Source organism: Mucilaginibacter pankratovii (genome assembly GCF_014773265.1).
Classification (GTDB): domain Bacteria; phylum Bacteroidota; class Bacteroidia; order Sphingobacteriales; family Sphingobacteriaceae; genus Mucilaginibacter; species Mucilaginibacter pankratovii.
In genome coordinates this window covers 268964-287714 of sequence record NZ_JACWMY010000008.1, presented here as the reverse complement: position 1 = coordinate 287714, position 18751 = coordinate 268964, and the positions used below count along the sequence as shown (strand labels likewise).

At 45.0% G+C, this 18751-nt stretch carries 16 protein-coding genes; 7 read left to right on the top strand and 9 right to left on the bottom strand.

All coding sequences use genetic code 11. The annotated features are described in order from the left end of the window. Window positions 1-88 precede the first annotated feature (88 nt). From IDJ77_RS16910 to IDJ77_RS16900, 3 genes are read left to right on the top strand one after another with little or no spacing between them, the layout of a single operon-like run. Window positions 89-967, top strand: coding sequence for a nucleoside triphosphate pyrophosphohydrolase family protein (locus tag IDJ77_RS16910; RefSeq protein WP_191190148.1), 879 nt, complete (start codon window positions 89-91; stop codon window positions 965-967). A gap of 16 nt (window positions 968-983) precedes the next feature. Then, complete coding sequence (locus tag IDJ77_RS16905) at window positions 984-1700, top strand: thymidylate synthase family protein (RefSeq protein ID WP_191190147.1); 717 nt, start codon at window positions 984-986, stop codon at window positions 1698-1700. Between the two features lie 7 nt (window positions 1701-1707). Further along, the gene (locus IDJ77_RS16900; RefSeq protein ID WP_191190146.1) at window positions 1708-2814 is read left to right on the top strand and encodes a uracil-DNA glycosylase family protein; all 1107 of its coding nucleotides are present in this window, start codon (window positions 1708-1710) and stop codon (window positions 2812-2814) included. Between the two features lie 682 nt (window positions 2815-3496). On the opposite strand, the gene IDJ77_RS16895 is transcribed toward IDJ77_RS16900, so the two are convergent. Then, entirely contained in the window at window positions 3497-4276 is a 780-nt protein-coding gene (locus IDJ77_RS16895; protein ID WP_191190145.1) for an NUDIX hydrolase, read from the bottom strand. A gap of 114 nt (window positions 4277-4390) precedes the next feature. On the opposite strand from IDJ77_RS16895, the gene IDJ77_RS16890 reads away from it, so the two are divergent. The 3 genes from IDJ77_RS16890 (at window position 4391) to efp (ending at window position 6405) form a co-directional block, all read left to right on the top strand. Beyond that, the gene (locus tag IDJ77_RS16890) at window positions 4391-5245 is read left to right on the top strand and encodes a ThuA domain-containing protein (RefSeq protein ID WP_191190144.1); all 855 of its coding nucleotides are present in this window, start codon (window positions 4391-4393) and stop codon (window positions 5243-5245) included. Window positions 5246-5291: 46 nt separating this feature from the next. Then, entirely contained in the window at window positions 5292-5669 is a 378-nt protein-coding gene (locus tag IDJ77_RS16885; protein ID WP_191190143.1) for a hypothetical protein, read from the top strand. A 175-nt stretch (window positions 5670-5844) separates the two neighbouring features. Beyond that, window positions 5845-6405 carry an elongation factor P gene (gene efp, locus IDJ77_RS16880; protein ID WP_191190142.1) on the top strand — a complete coding sequence of 187 codons (561 nt, stop codon included), beginning with the start codon at window positions 5845-5847 and terminating at the stop codon, window positions 6403-6405. Between the two features lie 611 nt (window positions 6406-7016). On the opposite strand, the gene IDJ77_RS16875 is transcribed toward efp, so the two are convergent. The 6 genes from IDJ77_RS16875 to IDJ77_RS16850 all read right to left on the bottom strand — a co-directional run bounded on the left by IDJ77_RS16875 (window position 7017) and on the right by IDJ77_RS16850 (window position 14408). Beyond that, on the bottom strand, window positions 7017-7958 hold the full coding sequence (locus IDJ77_RS16875; protein WP_191190141.1) for a hypothetical protein: 942 nt from the start codon (window positions 7956-7958) through the stop codon (window positions 7017-7019). 1 nt (window position 7959) lies between these two features. Continuing rightward, window positions 7960-9420 (bottom strand): MBOAT family O-acyltransferase, encoded by a 1461-nt coding sequence (locus IDJ77_RS16870; RefSeq protein ID WP_191190140.1) that lies wholly within the window; start codon window positions 9418-9420, stop codon window positions 7960-7962. Between the two features lie 639 nt (window positions 9421-10059). Next, window positions 10060-10299 carry an acyl carrier protein gene (locus IDJ77_RS16865; protein ID WP_191190139.1) on the bottom strand — a complete coding sequence of 80 codons (240 nt, stop codon included), beginning with the start codon at window positions 10297-10299 and terminating at the stop codon, window positions 10060-10062. 5 nt (window positions 10300-10304) lie between these two features. Then, window positions 10305-12026 (bottom strand): HAD-IIIC family phosphatase, encoded by a 1722-nt coding sequence (locus tag IDJ77_RS16860; protein WP_191190138.1) that lies wholly within the window; start codon window positions 12024-12026, stop codon window positions 10305-10307. A gap of 16 nt (window positions 12027-12042) precedes the next feature. Further along, window positions 12043-12975, bottom strand: a complete 933-nt coding sequence (locus IDJ77_RS16855; protein ID WP_191190137.1) for a hypothetical protein — start codon at window positions 12973-12975, stop codon at window positions 12043-12045. A gap of 2 nt (window positions 12976-12977) precedes the next feature. Then, window positions 12978-14408, bottom strand: a complete 1431-nt coding sequence (locus IDJ77_RS16850) for an MBOAT family O-acyltransferase (RefSeq protein WP_191190136.1) — start codon at window positions 14406-14408, stop codon at window positions 12978-12980. A 476-nt stretch (window positions 14409-14884) separates the two neighbouring features. On the opposite strand from IDJ77_RS16850, the gene IDJ77_RS16845 reads away from it, so the two are divergent. Then, the gene (locus tag IDJ77_RS16845; protein ID WP_191190135.1) at window positions 14885-16183 is read left to right on the top strand and encodes an esterase-like activity of phytase family protein; all 1299 of its coding nucleotides are present in this window, start codon (window positions 14885-14887) and stop codon (window positions 16181-16183) included. A gap of 271 nt (window positions 16184-16454) precedes the next feature. Here IDJ77_RS16845 and IDJ77_RS16840 read toward each other — a convergent pair whose 3' ends face one another. Both IDJ77_RS16840 and IDJ77_RS16835 read right to left on the bottom strand, forming a co-directional pair. Further along, window positions 16455-16868 carry a hypothetical protein gene (locus IDJ77_RS16840; protein ID WP_191190134.1) on the bottom strand — a complete coding sequence of 138 codons (414 nt, stop codon included), beginning with the start codon at window positions 16866-16868 and terminating at the stop codon, window positions 16455-16457. A 58-nt stretch (window positions 16869-16926) separates the two neighbouring features. Then, complete coding sequence (locus IDJ77_RS16835) at window positions 16927-18444, bottom strand: serine hydrolase domain-containing protein (protein ID WP_191190133.1); 1518 nt, start codon at window positions 18442-18444, stop codon at window positions 16927-16929. Window positions 18445-18751: the final 307 nt, after the last annotated feature.

The window sequence follows — 18751 nt, the reverse complement described above, 5'->3', positions numbered from 1 at the left end:
GGAAATCATTTTAAAATCAGGTGTTTATACGGGTTGCGTATCGATTTTATTAACGATAGCTTTATCGATTAACCCTAAATTTAGATAAATGGAATTAAATAACTATCAAGAATTAGCTAAAGAGCATGATCAAAACTCTAATCGAAGAATACTTAATAGTTATATAATTCCATTATTTGGAATCATTGGTGAAACCGGAGCATTAATATCTGAGTTTAAAAAAAGCTTTAGAGATAAATCAGGGCACACGAAATTCCTAGTTAATGTAGAAGAAATTCTGGGTAATATTCTATGGTATTCCTCAAATATTGCCACCAAGATGAACCTAAATCTCGAAGATATTGCCAATAAAAATATTCAAAAAATAAAGGAGCGATTTCCAAAACCCGGCGAAATTATTTGTGTTACCGAACTTTTTGACTCTGAATATAAGGACGGAGAGAAAATTCCACGCTCAATGATTTTAGAATTCAGGGAAGAAATAAAAAACAAGAAAAAGAAAATAAAAGTATTGGTGGACGAAAAACTAGTGGGGGATGTTCTAACCGATAATTCATACGATGATGATGGATACCGATACCATGATATATTCCATTTTGCTTACGCTGCAATTCTGGGGTGGTCACCCGTTGTTAGAAGTATAATGGGTATAAAGAGGAAAAGTAATCCCCTCATAGATGAGATTGAAGATGGCGCCAGAGCGGCAATCATAGAAGAAGCTATCAGCGCATTTGTTTATCAATTTGCAAAAGACCACAAATTTTATGAAAATATAGAAAAAGTTGATAACCAACTGATTAAAACCATAAGGAATTTATCATCAAATTTGGAGGTGTCAAAATGTAATATTGCCGAATGGGAAGTAGCAATCTTAATGGGTTACGAAGTTTTTAGAAAATTAATAAAAAATGGCGGGGGTAGAGTGAAAGTTGATTTAAATAACAGAGAAATAAAATTTATCGACTAATAAACTAAATAAATAAATGCCTAAACTTATAGAATCTCAAAATTGCTTGACAGCTTGGAAGGCAGCGTGTTTGCATATCTTACATTCCGGTGATGGATTTAATTTGATAGTCCACATTATAAATCCGGGTAACATCAATAACAATCATTTAGATGAAATAATCACTGCTAACATTACGACTCATAGTCAACTACAAGACGTAGCAAATACTATTTTCCCATTCAAACTTTATCAACGTAATAAGGCAAATAATGTCAATGTTTTTTATGATTTGCATGAGAAGCTATATCACCGAGGTAAAACGCTGCACAAAAAAAATAGAAGTAGGTGGGGTAATTATTTTTTAAGATTTACTAAGTTTGGAGTAAATAAGGAAAATCAAATTCAAAAGATAATTAATGACATAAACAGCAGGCCTAACATGCAGTCTGCATGTTATATTATGCATGTCTCTTCTGTTGATTACGATAGTAATACAAGGATTATAGGAAACCCCTGTTTACAATATGTTCAATTTGCTCAAGTTGGTGGTAATTTAAACTTAACAGCTGTTTACCGAAATCACGACTTTCTCACAAAAGCACTCGGGAATTATATCGGGTTAACAAGATTGCTTGCATTTGTCTGCGACAAAACCAATTCGCAATTGGGTAGTATAACTTGTCATTCTATCCATTACTATTTGAACAATAAAAGAAAAGTGAAAGATTGCATTGATAGTTTAACGTGGTAAAGTGGGAATGGATTTATTTAATGGCAACGAATTTAATATCTTAAGCGAGAATGTTCAGAACTGCGTACTATGTCCAAGAATGTGCAATGTTCAGAAAATATTAAATAGGTCGGCCGGGTTTTTAAATGCTGAACTTATGTTTATTGGCGAGGCTCCGGGGAGACTGGGTGCAGATAGTAGCGGCATACCGTTTCATGGTGATAAAGCTGGCCACAACTTTGAAGAATTGTTAGAATTTGCCAATATAAATCGGTCAAATATCTTCGTAACTAATGCTGTTCTATGCAATCCTAGGGATGAAAATGGAAATAATTCAACACCTACAAAGACTGAAATACAAAACTGTTCGAAATTTTTAGAAGAGCAAATAAAATTAGTTAATCCTAAAATTGTTGTAACACTTGGTGGCGTAGCTTTAGAAAGTCTTAATTACATTTCGAAACATGATTTAACTTTAAGAGACTCGGTAAGAACAGCTAACAAATGGTTTGATAGGCTTTTAATACCGCTTTATCATCCAGGTCAAAGGGCCATGATTCATAGAAGCATGGCTAATCAGCGGTCCGACTATCAATTTATTGCTGATACTGCTAAAAACTTCACCAAGAAAAAAAACAAGAGCTATGGCACTATAGTAAATGTTGGTGTAGTTGCAATAATCAACTACTTATTTGAGAAAAAGGACTCTTTTACATATTTCGCTTTGCATAAACTTTTTTATTTGATTGAATATAAAAGTGTTCTTAAGTTCGGCTTTAGGCTGACAAATTCTTATATCGTTAGGCAAAAGGATGGGCCATATTGCACGGAATTACACATATTGAAAATAAAGAAAGCTTTGTCTTACTTGGATTCAAAAGTATTAAGTGCTTCGAATATTCTAATCTATAAAAACGCAAGTGATTTATTCTCTGGAAATTTAAATGGAGAATATCCTGAATTGGATAAAGACGTTAAAGCGTTAATTGATGAGATATTGTTAGAGCATGGAAACAAAAGTAACGCAGCGCTAAAACGAACAGTATATTTTTCGAGACCTATGAGAAATATATTAGCCGCAGAGAGAGATAACAATATTAACTTGTACAATACCCCCATCAGCTTTACATTATAATATGCTTAATGGTACCACTATAGCGTACGCGTGTTGAGTGTGCTATAGTGGGGAAGGTTGTGGTGTTGCTCCCCCGCTGCCGCAAGCGTCCTCGCTTGTGGCCCGCATGCAAGGTAGCCACTATGCAATAGACGTATTTAATAGCAATGCCGCTAAACTACCGTACACACAAGCGAGGACGCTTGCGGTAGCATAAGAGGGTATCCCGCGCCAATCTTCAGCACAAGCGCAACCCAACTAAACCCGATTGTACGGAAAGCCCGCTTCTATCAGCGGCTTGGAGGGAAACCTGCCTGCCGGCAGGCAGGGCGGGGCTGGTGGGGCCTATTTGCTTCTGCCTTTGCTTTTCATAACAGTAAGATTTGCATGGTGGCTACTTTTATGCTGAGGTTGCCGCGCTTCGCTCGCAATGACATGGTGGAAGATGGGGTGGGGATGGGAGTAACCAATCAGGTAATCATCAAATCCTATAAATCAAGGTTCAGACAAATTGTGGTTATTGCATGGCGGCTACTTTTATGCTGAGGTTGCCGCGCTTCGCTCGCAATGACATGGTGGATAATTATAGCTCGCCAGCGCTATGCGTTTTTTGGAATCAACGAAATCCTCAAATCATTAAAACGGCGAAGCCCTCTTGAGCACCTTATTAAACAATTACTCTGCGAAAAATCAGCGGTTCAGACTACACCAGCACCAAACCTTCTTCGAGGGCTTTTTGGTAGGTGGGTTGGTGGAATTTGTAGTAGGTGGGCGAGCGGTGGCCGCCGATGCTGCGCTTTTCGTTTAGCTTGATGAGCAGGCCAAGCGACATCAATTTATTGGGGAAATTGGTGGCGTTGAGTTTTTTGCCGGAGAGCACCTCGTACAGCGTTTTGATCTCCTTTAAGGTAAACTTGGGCTGCAGCAGGTTTTTGCCGATGGGGAAGTGGTAAAGGTCTATCCGCATCCGTAAAAGCGCTTCGGCCACTATCTCGGCATGGTCGAACGCTAAGGAGGGCAGGGCGTAGATGGGGAACCACTGGCACTCCTCCGAAAAGAAATCGGTTTGGGGGCTGGCGTTCACAATATCGGTAATGGCGTAAAAGCCCAGGGTAACGGTTTCGCCAACCAGCCAGCTATCGTTGTTGATGCGGAAACCCATCAACTGCTCAAAAGCCTCATGGTCGAAGAAGTCGCGCGCGGCGTTGCGGCCGAGGTCGCCAAAGGCTTTCACCTGTTTCAAAAAGAGGCCTTCCAGTCCGGTACGCTCGGCGGTAATGCGGGCGGCGGCATGGTCAAGGTTCTCCGTCTTCTTTATAAACCCACCCGGTAAACTCCATTTTTTGATCACCTTATTCTTCACCAGCAGTATGTTCAGCTCGCCGTTGTGGTAGCCAAATATGGCACAATCAATGGTGAGGTTGGGCCGGTATTCCAGGTAACCCTTCTCAAAAAAATCGCGTGCTTCCTGTAAGTTCTCCATCCAAACAAACGTAGAAAAAAATTATTTATTAAATTTTAATAAATGTAATAAAAATAGTGCTACCTTCATTTATTAAGTTCTAATAAATTATAAGCCCCTGTTGCCATAAAACTCATGAAAGCATTAAAAATTGTACTGTGGTCGGTTTTGGCCCTCATTGTTTTGGCGGTAGCGGGGATGATGCTGTTTGCGTATAAAGTAACGCATGGTTTCCCGGTTTCGTACGAAACGGAGGTGCCCGCCATCAGCTTCCCGGCAGGTAAGCCCGCGGTGCTGCTGTTCTCCAAAACAACCGGTTACCGCCACGATGAATCGATAGAAGCCGGCAAAGCGGCCTTTGCAGATCTGGCCAAAAAAAACAACTGGTTTTTATACAGCAGCGAAGAGGGCGGCGTGTTCAACGCGGCGCAATTGGCCAAATTTGATGTGGTTATTTTTAACAGCTGCACCGGCCGCCTGCTGAACGATGAGCAGCAACACGCGCTGGAAAATTATGTAAAGCAGGGCGGCACCTGGCTGGGCATCCACGGCGCGGGCGATAATTCGCACCAGTGGGCCTGGTACGCGCAGAACCTGGCGGGCGCTGGCTTCTCGCATCACCCGATAGAAAAGCACCTCCAGGAAGCCACCGTAACCCTCAACCCGGTACCCGATAGCGCGGTGGTGCCGGGCCTGCCCCAAACCTGGCAGCAAACGGATGAGTGGTACGTGTTTTTTGATAACCCACGCAGCCACGGCGCGCATGTGATCTGGTCCATCGATGGCGAAAAGATCAACCCTAGCGGTAATATCCTGTTTGTAAAAGATAAAAACTTCGGCATGGGGAAGGACCACCCGGTGGCCTGGTACCGCACGGTAGATAAAGGCAGGGCTTTTTACACCTCCATCGGCCACGACGCCAGCGCATGGAAACAGGCCCCCTTTATAAAACTGCTGGAGAACGAGGTGAAGTGGGCCGTAAAAAAGTAAAATCAATAAGTAACCAATTTAATAACCCTGAGATATCAACAACAACATGAGAAAATTAAGTTTAATGCTTGCCGGCTTACTGGCATTTGTATTCATCGCCACTAACGCGAAGGCCCAAAGCGCACCGGCAACCTATTTTGCCGGTAAATGGGACATTTTAGTAAAAGGCACGCCCAACGGCGATGTGCATATGTTTTTCACCATAACCGAGAAGGATGGCGCGTTCACCGGTACCATGGAGAACCCCGAAACCAAGAAGGATGAACCCGTTACCAAGGTAGAGAAGAACGAGAAAGGCATAGCCATCTTTTTTACCACGCAAGGCTATGATGTAAATATCACCATGGAGAAAAAGGACGACGACCACGTTACCGGCAGCCTGCTGGGCATGTTTGAATGTACCGGCGAGCGGGTGAAACAATAGAGGACCGCTTTTTAATTTATACTGATCGTAGGACCGTATCCGGCATTGCCGGGTGCGGTTTTTTGTTGGGCGCGGGCCTTGTATGCTTTTTTTCAGTGCAATAGCTTTTATTTTATGATAATGATTTACAGAACTTAATCTATCTTCGCAGTCAAAATTTTACAATAGGATTTACATGGCAAAGGCATCTGAAATTAAAGTAGGAAATATTTTACGCTACAACGGCGAATTGGTAATTACTACCGAAGTATTACACCGTACCCCGGGTAAAGGCGGTGCGTTTTATCTGGACAAGTTTCGTAACATTAAAACCGGGCGTATTGTAGAGGCCCGCCTTGGTACCGACGAGCAGGTAGAGATCTGCCGCGTAGAAACCAACGATTACCAGTACCTGTACGAGGAAGGCGATTACCTGGTGATAATGGATAACACCACCTACGATCAGCACAGCATCCCAAAAACCTTGTTTGGCCCGGCGGTTAAATTCCTGAAAGAGGGGATGAGCGTTGTGGTTTCTTTCGAGAGCGAGGAGCCTATCATGGCAACCGCACCAAACTTCGTAGAACTGGAAGTTACCTACACCGAACCTGCTGTAAAAGGCGATACCTCATCGGGCGCGCTGAAAAATGCCACTACCGAGAACGGCGTAGAGATAAAAGTGCCCCTGTTTGTAAACCAGGGCGATAAAGTTAAAGTAGATACCCGCACCGGCGAATACGTGGAGCGCGTAAAATAAAGACACCATCAATGAGATATTAAACGGCTATCCGCGCAAACGGGTAGCCGTTTTTTTGTTGCTGTGGAATTGAAAGGCATGAAGATTTGGGGTGCTTATCCCCCTGAAAGACATAGACGCCAACTTAAGAATTAATGAATTTTAAAGAGCCATCGGCTCGACAAATGTTGTAGGGGCGGGTTTTAACCCGCCGATGGAGTCGAGGGTTTTGATGAGTGCCGCAGGTACGACCCATATTTAAGATTTATATCGGCCGAACCGACGGTTCTTTACGTTGGTGTTATCTTGCGACAACGGATTGAAATCCGTTGCTACAATATCGGTCGACGCTAAGCGTCTGCTTTACCTCTTAAGTTGACGACTATGTACCTTCAGGGCGCGGGGGGGGGGCAAAAAAGTAAAGCCCCTGATGGGCAGGGGCCTTTACTAACCAATTATAAACCTAAATTATGAGAAGACTTGTTATGCGTAATTATTATTACTTAGTGTAAAAGTAACACTAAGTAATAATACATCCAAATATTTTTTAATTTTTTTTTTTCGGGCGTGTGCCGCCACATGGCCATAGTTGACCAGCCGAAAAGGATAGCTGGAAATTGTGTATTGTCGGCTTATTTCCCTACGCCGTTTTGTTTGAGCAGTTTGATGATATTTTGGCCGCGCAGGTGGCTACCCTGCGGTATTAAATGATATTCGGTATCATAAAAAAGGCTGTCGGGTAAAACGGAGTCTTCGGGATGATTGAGCATGGTGATCCTCATGTTTTTCCTGAATTCGGCATCAATGGATGTGATAAGCTTCGATTTGCGGTTATAAGCCAGCTCATCCAGGCTGGGGTATATAAAATAAACCCTGATGTGGTGCGCGTCGGCATAGTCTTTAAAATCGTTCAACAGGGGTATGTCGGGGTTCTTCTGATAATCGAGCACAAACTTTTTAAGGAAGTCGTGCGACGGGTGCGGGTCAAAATTGCGCACCACATCGCCGTTTTGGTTAAACGAGCCGCGCGAGTAAACTACATTGGTTGGGAAACGGCGTATCTGGTGCCCCGTTAGGTGCGAAAAGGTGATGAAAAAGTTCTTCTGCAGATCGTCTATAAAAAAATCGTGCAGAAACTGCGCAGGCGTTTGCTTAAAGTATTTACCGGCGGGCGGGTAAATGCGCTGGGCCTCTTTTTTAAACTTGTAGTCGCCGTATACCGATAGGTAATACTCGGGAGAAATTACAACAATATCATTCGGGCGGGCAATATCGCGCAGTTCATTCAGCATAAATTCTAAACCCAGGCTGGCGTTCAGCCCCATATTTACCACAGGCAAGCCGGTTGCATTTTGGATGCTCTTGCTATCGGTACCAAAAGCCACGTTAGAGCCCCCGCAGAAGATGATGCGCGGCGATGCAAGCTTTGCGGCATAGGCATGTTTATCCACCATAGCGCCGAGGTAGCCATCGCTGCCCATGGCTTTGGTAGGGAAGTAGTTGCGGTTCATCACAAAAACCAGCAATACCACCAACGGTACAAAAACAAGGCAATTCAAAACGAACTTTTTCATATCAAAACTGAAAGTAAACAAACTGCTGAGATACGCCCGTAAAATAAAATATACACACTACAACCGATAGGTAAAACACCCACCTCACCGGTTTGGGCCAGCCGAGGCCCGTTTTGGCGATGGCAAACTGCTGTTCGCGCCCTATCCATTCTACCAGCGTAAACAGTACCACTAACACCATAACCGCGCCCACATTTACCGTGCCGCCCATAAAAGATTCGCCGGTAGGCAGCACCAGTATCGACCGTGAAAATATCCCCCTGATATAGCTAAGCGCATGCGGTATATCCTCCGCCCGGAAAAAGATCCAGGCCAAAGTTGTGAGGGCGAACGTGGTGCCCATTTTCAGCACGTCGGTAAGGCCGGGCAGTAATTTGCCCTGGGCCACGGTTTCTATGTTATTGCGGTTGCGTTTCAATAGTAATAAGGGCATAAAATACAGGGCGTTTAAAGCGCCCCAAACAATAAAATTCCAGCTGGCGCCGTGCCAAAGGCCGCTTACAACAAAAATGATAAAGATATTGCGTACCTGGTTTAGCTTGCTGCCTTTGCTGCCGCCCAGGGGAATGTACAGGTAATCTCTGAACCAGGACGATAATGAGATATGCCAGCGCCGCCAAAACTCGGCTATATCGCGCGAAAAATAGGGGAACGCAAAATTGCGGATGAGCTCGATGCCGAAAAGCCGGGCCGTACCCAGTGCGATATCAGAGTAACCCGAGAAGTCGCAATAGATCTGGAAGGCGAAAAACACGGCGCCCATTACCAGCACGCTGCCGGGGTAGTGGGTATAGTTGTTAAACACCATGTTGGCGTATTCGGCGCAGTTATCGGCTATCACTATCTTTTTAAACAGACCCCAAAGGATCTGCCGCAACCCGTCGGCCGCCCGGGTGTAGTTAAACTCGCGCCTGGCCTTTATTTGCGGTAGCAGGTGCGTAGCGCGCTCTATAGGGCCGGCAACCAGCAAGGGAAAAAAGCTGACGAACAGCGAGTAATCGACAAAGTTTTTGGTGGGTTCGATGCGTTTTTTATAGATATCGAAAATATAGGAGAGCCCGTGGAAGGTGTAAAACGAAATGCCTACGGGCAATACCACATCTATTACCCCAAAGTTTGATTGGAGCCCAAAGTTGGAGAGTAGTGCCGAGAAGCTGTCGGTAAAGAAATTGTAGTATTTAAATACGCATAAAAAACCCAGGTTGATGATAACGCTGAGCCAAAGCCAGAATTTTCTAAGGGCCTTACTCTCGGCCTCGTGTACTTTTATGCCCGTGGAGTAATCTAAAAAGGTGGAGAACATGAGCAGGAACAGGAAGCGGTAATCCCAAAAAGCGTAGAAAAAGTAGCTGGCCACCAGTAATAAAATATTCTGGAAGCGGAGGTGCTTACTGCCTATAAGCCAGTAAAGTATGAAAATTATGGGAAGAAAAACAGCAAAACTGAGCGAGTTAAACAGCATATTACGATAATACGCGCCATAGCAAAAAATGCGATGGCGGGGGCTGTTACTAAGATAGGGTTTCTTTTGTAAGTTTCAAAAGGGGGAGGGATGGTTTGTGGTTGGGGAAACGTGGCGGTCGGTTCTGTTTGCACCTTGTTAGGAATGTGCAGTAAGTTATGCTAAGACTGTGGAAGTTCATTTCTTTTTTTCCGCAAAAAAGAAACGAACCAAAGAAAAAACTCTCGGCTGCGCCCTGTTCTATGAAAGTTTGTGCAGAAGCAGGGCCAGTGGTTACAGAACAGGTCAAGGCCGAATTAAGACGGGCTTCGCTGGGTTCATGCTATAAAAAGAACCCTCTCCTTTTGATAGTAATAGCCCATCATTAGACAGGCGGGTAATTCATAAGACGTTCCGCAGGAACGTTAGAGGGTTCTTTGGCATTTTCTACCCATAAAACATCCCGAAGGGATGAAAAAACAAAATCGTTCCGTAGGAACGTCTCATGGGTAGAAAAAACAACGGCAATTTTTACGTTCCAGCGGAACGTTTTATGGAATCTGTCTAATGATGGGCTATTACTCTTTGGAGAGGGCAGGGTGAGGCCCTGTCCACGCAAGTCAAAATCCAATAAATCATAAAAATCCGCTAAATCCCGGTTCAGAGTTTACCCGCCACGCTATCCACCAGCTCGCCTACGTTTTGCCAGCTATGGATCTCTTTTGCGGCGAAGCGGATCTTGAAGTGTTTTTCGATACCTACTACCAGCTGGATGTGGTTGAGGGAGTCCCAGTCTTCCACGTCGCGGGCAGTGGTGGCGTCGGTAAGGGTAATGTCGTCGTTATCCAGCACATCACGAAAGATATCGGTAACCTGTGCTATAATTTGTTGTCTTTCCACGGTAGTTATTTTTTATCGATGAAACTTTTTTTGTCTTGGTATTGGTTGAGGTTGAGCAGCCAGTTATCGCCATCCGGCTCGAAGCCCAGCTTGCTGTAATGATCTGCCACCATGCCGTTCTTGGGCGTGGCAATATACTCGCCTTTTAAATATTTATAGCCTTTTTGCTGCGCGAAACTGGCGATGGTGTTTAAGGTAAAATTCTCCATGCCTCGTTTAAGCACCCGGCAGCTCATCAGCCAGGTATCGATGAACAATACTTCGGGACTTTCCTGCTGCAGTATCACCACACAGATCAACCCGTTATTGCCAAATTTATCCTCCAGCGTAAAGGAGAAGGTAAAATGACGGGGCGATGCGGCGAGGGCTTCCAGGTCGGCCTCGGTATAGCGCACGGTACGCAGGTTAAACTGGTTGCTGCGTTGGGAGAGTTGCGCTACGCGGGGTGTATTAAATTTGGTGAAGGGCTCTACCACACTCACCATATTAAGGTTCTGCAGAAAATCATCCTCGTTAGTGAATTTTTCGAACAGGGTTGCACGCTGCGCCTCTACCTGGTACTGTTTGGTACGGGCGGCATCATCTTCGGTAAACGATATGGTTTCGAACAGGTTGAGCGTGTACAGATATTCGAGGTATTCGGCAGGGTCCTCGGGCAGTTCCGGTACGGTGAGCTGGGGGATGCCCTCGCGCACCATGTTCCGCTCAAAAGGGTTATCATCCAGGAAAACCATCGAATCGAACCCGATGTTGAGGATGCCCTGGATCTTGCGGATGTTATCCACCTTGTTTTCCCAGTTGGCCACAAACACGGCAATATCCTCCATCTTCAGCACCATATCCGGGTGCTTCTCAAAAGGTTCCATGGCGATGCTTTCGGTATTTTTGCTACACACGGCTACAATGATGCCGCGATTCTTGAGCTTTTTTACCCAGTACTGAAATTCGGAGAAGGCCTTGCCGATGCCAAGGGCGCCTATCTGAATATTCTCGATACCATCGTCGCCGATGATGCCACCCCAGGTGGTGTTGTCCAGATCGAGGATGACGCATTTGTTGAATTTACCCTGTAAGGCGCTGATGATACCCAGCGTTTTGTAAGCGATTGCAGGCAGCACCTCGATGCTCAACACCATCTCCGAATTGATATATACCGAGGGTTGAAAGAAGGCTGCTTTACCTACCAAATTCTGTACCGAGGAAATATCGCAAATATGGAAATTCGGCACATCGGCAGCGTACTCCATCAGCAGTACGTTCAGCTTCCGCAACTGGAACAGGTAAGACGACGTAACCTTGTTGGCATAGTTGCCAAACACGTTATCGTCTATCTCGGTATAGTTATAGTAGATCAGCTTTACCTTCGGGTTTACCGAGGCAAGGGTATCATAAATGGCTTTAATGCTATTGAGCTCGTCTGCTGCAAAAGCGGTGTGACTGCCTTTAAACTTATTGTATTTGCCCAGCAGTTTGTGCGATGATTGAAAGATGATGATCAGCTCGGCACCGTACTCGTGCAGTTCCGAGGATGGGTCGGCTACCTGGCGCTCTACCTGGTTAAAATCGGCTTCCCATAACTGCAGGTTGTAGCCATATTCGTAACCCGCGCCCTGTATCGCTTTAGCCAGGAACTGGGTAGCGGTATCGCCCAACAGGGCCACGTTTATAGGCTTTAATGCCGATGCATCTTTCTTCAGGTTGCGTTTCAGGTTGGCAAAATCCTTCATACTGCAATAATAAGCTTTATTTGTGAGTGAGGAATTGCTTTAGCTTACCTCCAACCATACTGCTGTAGATAACCGAACCTTGCTTGTTCAGGTGCAGCGCATCGTAAAAGTATGCCTGGTTATTAAAAGTGGTATCGCGCAGGTAGTTCAGCACCGGCACATTGTTATCCCTGCAAACCTGCATCACAACCTGCACATTGCGGTTTGCAGCCGCATTGATATTTTGGTAGATAGGCGAGTAGGTAACCACCAGCGGAATATTCTTAGCCTTGCACAGCTCTACAAATTTTTTGTAATAACTGGCGGCAGTGGTGTCTACCGCATCGTTTACGGTATAGGGCTGCAGGCCACTCTTAAACTGCCCGTGTTTGGCAATGTAACCATTCTGCGAGTCATCTTTTTTGTAGCGGGCAATTGGTAGCAGCTCCACCAGTTCGCTCAGGATGAGCGAATTGTAGGGGTACATTTTAGAGAGCAGCTTATACCTTTCGTAGGGGCCGCGCAGCAGGCACACTTCGCGGATCTCGGGGTGCGAATCGTAGTAGGGCAGCAGCACGTTGAGGCGGTCGCGGTCCTCGCCGTTCTTAAACCGCTGGAACTCGTTTGCGCGGGTATCCAATACCACCAGTTTTGGACTGTAACGCTTCAGGGCGGCCTCTAACAGGGCGTAATGGTAGTAAATGTAACTCAGGTCGCGCCCGGCGTTATAAACGGATAGATGCAGACTGTCGCCGATAATTTTGGTATCGTAATGGTAAACCGCCTTGGAGGAGCCAAACACCAGCACATCTGCCTTAACGGTGTTGATGACGTGATTGGTGCGGTAATCTGCCCCATTCTTTTTGGTGAAGAAAAAATGTTTCAGCACGGCACCTATTCCCCAATCAAGCACAAAGATGGTTACGGCCAGTATCGCAAAGCGTTTCAGTATTAATTTATAATCCGCCATGTTTAGAATTTGAAATAGATAAACTGCCCGCCATCAAACACACCTATCAGCACAATGGTTACCAGTATAAAGCAATAGGTAGCCATGCGCACAGCCGCCGACTTATGATACAAAAAGTAACTTTTGCCATGGTTGAGGTGTACGCTCAAATCATGGGCAAGCAATATCGCGATAGCCACCAGCGAGTATATGATCACCCCTAAATTATTATCGAACACAAAGAAACTGCCCTTAAAGGCAAACAATCCTTTAAACACAAGCAGCGCATCGCCCCAACTTTGCGCGCGGAAGAAGATCCAGGTAAGGCATACGTAGGTAAACACCAGCAGCATGCTTACATTGTTATAAATAACGGCAGGGATAGCCTTAGAAAGCTTTTTTCGGAACTTCTTGGTGAGAAACTCATAGGTAACCGCCACGCCGTGCAGCAGGCCGTAAACAATGTAGGTCCACCCGGCGCCGTGCCATAAACCGCTGAGGCCGAAGGTGATCATCAGCGCGAATACAACGGCGGCTTTGCCCCAGTCGCGGTTGGCAATCATCAGGGGTGTAAACAAATAATCGCTGAACCAGGTGTTGAGCGAGATGTGCCACCTGCGCCAGTACTCGGTAACGCTGGTGCTAAAGAAGGGCGTATTAAAGTTCGTCATCAGCTTAAAGCCCATAATGCGGGCCGTACCCAGGGCGATATTGGAGTAGCCCGCAAAGTCGGCATAGATCTGAAAGGCAAAGAACAGAATGGCAACCAGCAGCATGGACGAGCTGTAGGCCCCCGGGTTTTGGTACACCGCCGATACAAATATCGAAAGCCTGTCGGCCACTACCAGCTTCTGAAAAAAGCCCCAAAGGATCATTTTAAAGCCGATGGAAAAATTCTCGTAGGTGATGGGGTGCTTCTCGTAAAACTGGTGCAGCAGGTTCTGCGGGCGCTCTATAGGGCCGGCCACCAACTGCGGGTAAAACATTACGTAAAGCGAGTAGATGCCAAAATGCCGCTCGGCAGCCTGGTTGCCGCGGTACACCTCAATGGTATAGCTCATGGCCTGGAAGGTGTGGAACGACAAGCCTACCGGCAGCACAATAGATAAATAAGGGATAGCATTACGCAGGCCTATCCCGCTCATCGCCAGGGTAAGGTTTTCGTTTAAAAAGTTGAAGTATTTAAAAAATGCCAGTACGCCAATATTGGCCACCAGCGATACAATGAGGTAGAGTTTCCGCTCGCGCCCCTCCGATTTTTCTATCAGGATCCCCGCAAAATAATCTACAATAATGGTAAAAATGAGGATGAGGATGTAGATGGGGATAAACGTCATGTAGAAGTAGCAGCTGGCTATCAGCAGCAATATCCAACGGAACTTATGCGGTAAAATAAAGTAAAGCGGCGTAACAACCAGGAAGAATACAATAAAATGCAGCGAGTTGAACAGCATACAACACAATTATGTTAAGGCCGGGGGCAAGGGCAAACGAAGATAAAAAAAATATTTGAAAGGGGATAGTGAGTGGTGAGAAGTGAGTGGTGTTGTGTTGTTTGTGGTCATGCATAATCGTGGCGTGCTTCCATCATGTCCTTGCGAGCGAAGCGCGGCAACCTCAGCATAAAGTTGGCCACTATGCATTAACCACCATAAATTTAAAAAAGCAAAGGCAGTGGTTCTTAGGCAAAGATAGCCCCGCCTGCCTGCCGGCAGGCAGGTGTTCCCTCCAAGCCGCTGATAGAAGCGGGCTTTCCGTACACCCGGGTTTAGGGTTGTTTGGTCTGTGCTGTTTAGGGAGCGGAATATGCAAAGCGGTTACTCGGCGTGGGGGGAGTGGTTTTAATTCCCCATAAGTTATCCTTAGCTTAATACTCTATTCACACGCGTGTCCTTCATTTGCAGATACTTTAAACTATAAATCCCGCTAAATGAAAAGATCTGTACTTGCTTTACTGGCGCTTATCGCCATGGGTTTCACCGCCTGCAAAAAAGCCGATAAAGTTACTGTAGACCAGCCCATAGTATACCCAGATATGGCCGAAGCCAGCGATCCAGCCCTGCTGATGACCACCACCGCCGGCGTAAAGGTTTATAACGGAGGCTTCGGTTCGGCTGTAGCTGCCGACCCTAACGACCCCGCCGTATTTTATTTACTTACCGATAGGGGGCCAAACGTTGCCGGTACTATCGCCAACTCCATCATCATCGGCAAGCCCGATTTTACCCCGGCCATAGGCAAATTCCGCCTGAAGGATGGCAAACTGATACTGGAAGCTACTATTAACCTGAAGAACGCCGCCGGTGCTAACCTTAATGGCCTGCCAAATCCGGCGGGCAGCGGCGCTACCGGCGAAATTCCTTACGACCTAAACGGTGCCCTGCTTACCCCAAGCGCCGACGGACTTGATTCTGAAGGCCTGGTGTTAGCCAGCGACGGCTCTTTTTGGGTGAGCGACGAATACGGCCCGCACATTGTCCATTTTGATGCGAGCGGTAAAACTTTAGAGCGCATCAATCCATTCGGTACAGGTACAGGCGGCCGCACCCTGCCACTGGTATTTGCAAAACGCAGGCCCAACCGCGGTATGGAAGGCCTAACTATTACCCCCGATGGTAAAACACTGGTAGGCATTATGCAATCGCCTATGTATAACCCGGTAAAAGCTTCGGCAACGGGTTCGGTAGTGCTGCGCATCCTCACCTTTGACATAGCTACCGGTGCAACCAAACAATACATTTACCTGATGGAAGATGCGGGCCTAACCGGCTGCAGCGAGATCATGGCATTAAGCGCTACCACGTTCTTAACCATCGAGCGCGATGGCCTTTACGGCGGTGCGCCAACCAATCCGGCTACTTTCAAAAAGATCTTTAAGATAGATATCAGTGGCGCTACCGATGTATCCGACCCGGCCAACAGCGCTACCGGCAAATTATTCGGCGGTAAAACTCCGGAAGAGTTGCAAACTTCCGCCGGCATCACAGGTGCGGGCATTGTGCCGGTTACCAAAACACTGGCGCTTAACCTGCTTACCGATCTGCCAACCGTGTACCCGCACGATAAGGCAGAAGGCATTTCGTTATTGAAAGGCAACATCCTGGTGATATCAAACGACGATGATTTTGGTGTTGTGGATAACGGCGCCAGCGGTTTCATGGCCAAGCTTTTACCAAGCAGCGGCACGGTAGATCACAATCGTTTATACTTTAAAAAGATAAACCCGTAAGCTATACATTAAGATCCTGTCTAAACCTTGTTAAAAAAAGCCGCCTTAATTCAGGGCGGTTTTTTGCTTTTCTTACCCGTCCATTTTTAGCACTGCCCCAACCCACCTAAACCCGATTGGCGGAAAAGCCGATGATGGAAGCGGGCATTCCGTACACCCGGGTTAGGTATGTTTTTGTCCGGCTGTTTTAGGGGGCGGAATATGCAATTGGTTACCTTGCATGCGGGCCACAAGCCGGGGACGCTTGCGGCAGCGGTGGACAAGTGGGGGCTTATTCCAATGCCTTACTCACAGATCTGTCCAAATGATTAGCTTCAATCAAATAAAGCAGGTCATGAAAAAATTGTGGACAATCTTTCGGATAAACAGTTAAACTAAATCCGTCACTGTCAATTACTTTATAAACGTAATTCGGTTTAACGGTTGAAGCCGTATACTTTTTTTCTTTTAAAAATCGGCTTATGGCATTATAAGTTCCCATATCCGTTTTTACACTGCTACCAAAGTGTGCATCAAATGGCTTATCGATGGTTTTTTCAGCTTTCTCCACACTTATTAATATTGTTCCCACTGGTTTAGTTTCCGGGCCATAGTAAATAAACTTTATGTTATGCTTTTTTTGCCCGAAACTGTTGAAGCCCGTTAGCATAGTAACTATTAATAACGATAAGTGGAGTAATTTCATAAGGTTCCTCTAAAAATAATACAAGAGGGATGTTTGAGTATCGCCTTGAATAACAAATTTATTGATTACTATCAAAGTGAACTTGCAACGTATCGTTGATACCCTGGGTGCCTTCTTTAATAGTTACTTGAATCGCCTTATCTTTTAACGTGAAATCAATTTTATAGGCATTAATTTTTGTTAATGTATTAAAGTCTACCACGAAGTCATCTTGCGATTTCCAATAACCTCTAATTGCATAGACATGATTCGAAGAAGTATCTTTAAAATAATTATATTTTGTTCCTTTACCCAGTGGATAATTGACAACCTTTCCTGATAAGTTGGTAATTCTGAATATAGTATCAGCATAACCGGAGGTGATGATCCGGGCCGTCGAAATATTCAGGCTGTTTTTTTCAAAAATCAACGTACGGTTGAATAAAACATCCTGGCGAGCGTTTGCCAAACTTACTACAGGCAGAATGCCACTCATTTTTGCGGCATTGGCAATAGCTGCTTTCAGACTATCGGAGGCGGGTTGATTTTTACTTAAAGCATCCAGGTGAATTGAACCTCCAATAATATCACTTAATCCTCCTTTTTCATCCCAATCATAACCCCCGCCGGTTGCAACGACAATGGCGTTATATAACCTGTCAACGTGAATTCTTTGCCCGCCTCGACCTACCGCATTAAAGGAATGGTCATTATCTACCCAAAATCCATAACCATACCCTTTATGATCATTGAAAGTGACTTGCATGCCGGTCGCTTTCTTGATATAACTCTCTGAAATAAGCTGGGCGCCATTCCATTTTCCATTATTCAATAATAAACGTCCTGTTTTAGCCATATCATATGGATTGAGGGCCAGGTCTCCCCATCCATAATTAACACCCTTATTATTTTTCGTCCAATAGAAATTGTTAATCCCCATTGGTTTAAACAGGTATTTATTCGCAAATTTTTCGGGAGATAATTTTGTGGAACGGTATAGGATTTCCGCAAGCAGGTAGAAATTACAACTGCAATAAGAGAACTGTTTACCAGGAGGATTTGTGCTTGGAATATTAAAAATATATGCCGGCCAATCGGACGCTTTAAAAAGCCCGGAGAATACGGTTTCTTCATTATCAGACCCGCAGTTCAAACCGGAGGTCATGGTAAGTAAGTTTTTTATAGTTAAAGTTTGAAAGTTCTTACTGTATGAATTGATTTCCGGAAAATAATTTTTGACTAATTCATTTTCGTTGCGGATAAAGCCCTTATCTATGGCAATACCTATCAATAAGGAGGTAATTGATTTTGTACAGGATGCGATATCATGTTGCAAGCCATTAGCATAAGGATAAAAATAGGCATCAAAGACGATTTTATCATCCCTTATAATCATAAGGCTTTGGACATTTACCTGTTGATTCCGGACATAAGGGAAAATAGCGCTTAATTTCGAGGAGGAAAAGCCTTCTTCCTCAGGTTCCCCAATTTGAAAGGCAGAAAATTCATCGCTTTTTTTAATATTTTTTGAGTGTGAAAAAACGAGTTCCGCGCAAACGAAAACTAAGATAAGGTGTAGTAAAAGCTTCCTTTTCATTGTTGATCGTATTTTGATAGTTAAATATAATTTAAATTCTGCACCCATATAAATATTAAACAAGTTTCCTCTGCGTTCATGTGGAACAAGCCTGGATCTGAATATGTATTGGCAACTTAGGTTACAGGCTATTTCACTCTAAAACCATATCCTTCCTTTAATATCGTATGAAGCCCGTGGTCGGTGTTATCACCATAGCTGTTCGGAAGAGTCTTTATTCCCTCTCGAAGTAATAGCGCATCATTAGACAGCTTACACCAAACGTTCCGATGGAACGTAACAAACGACTATTAAATTTATTCTACCA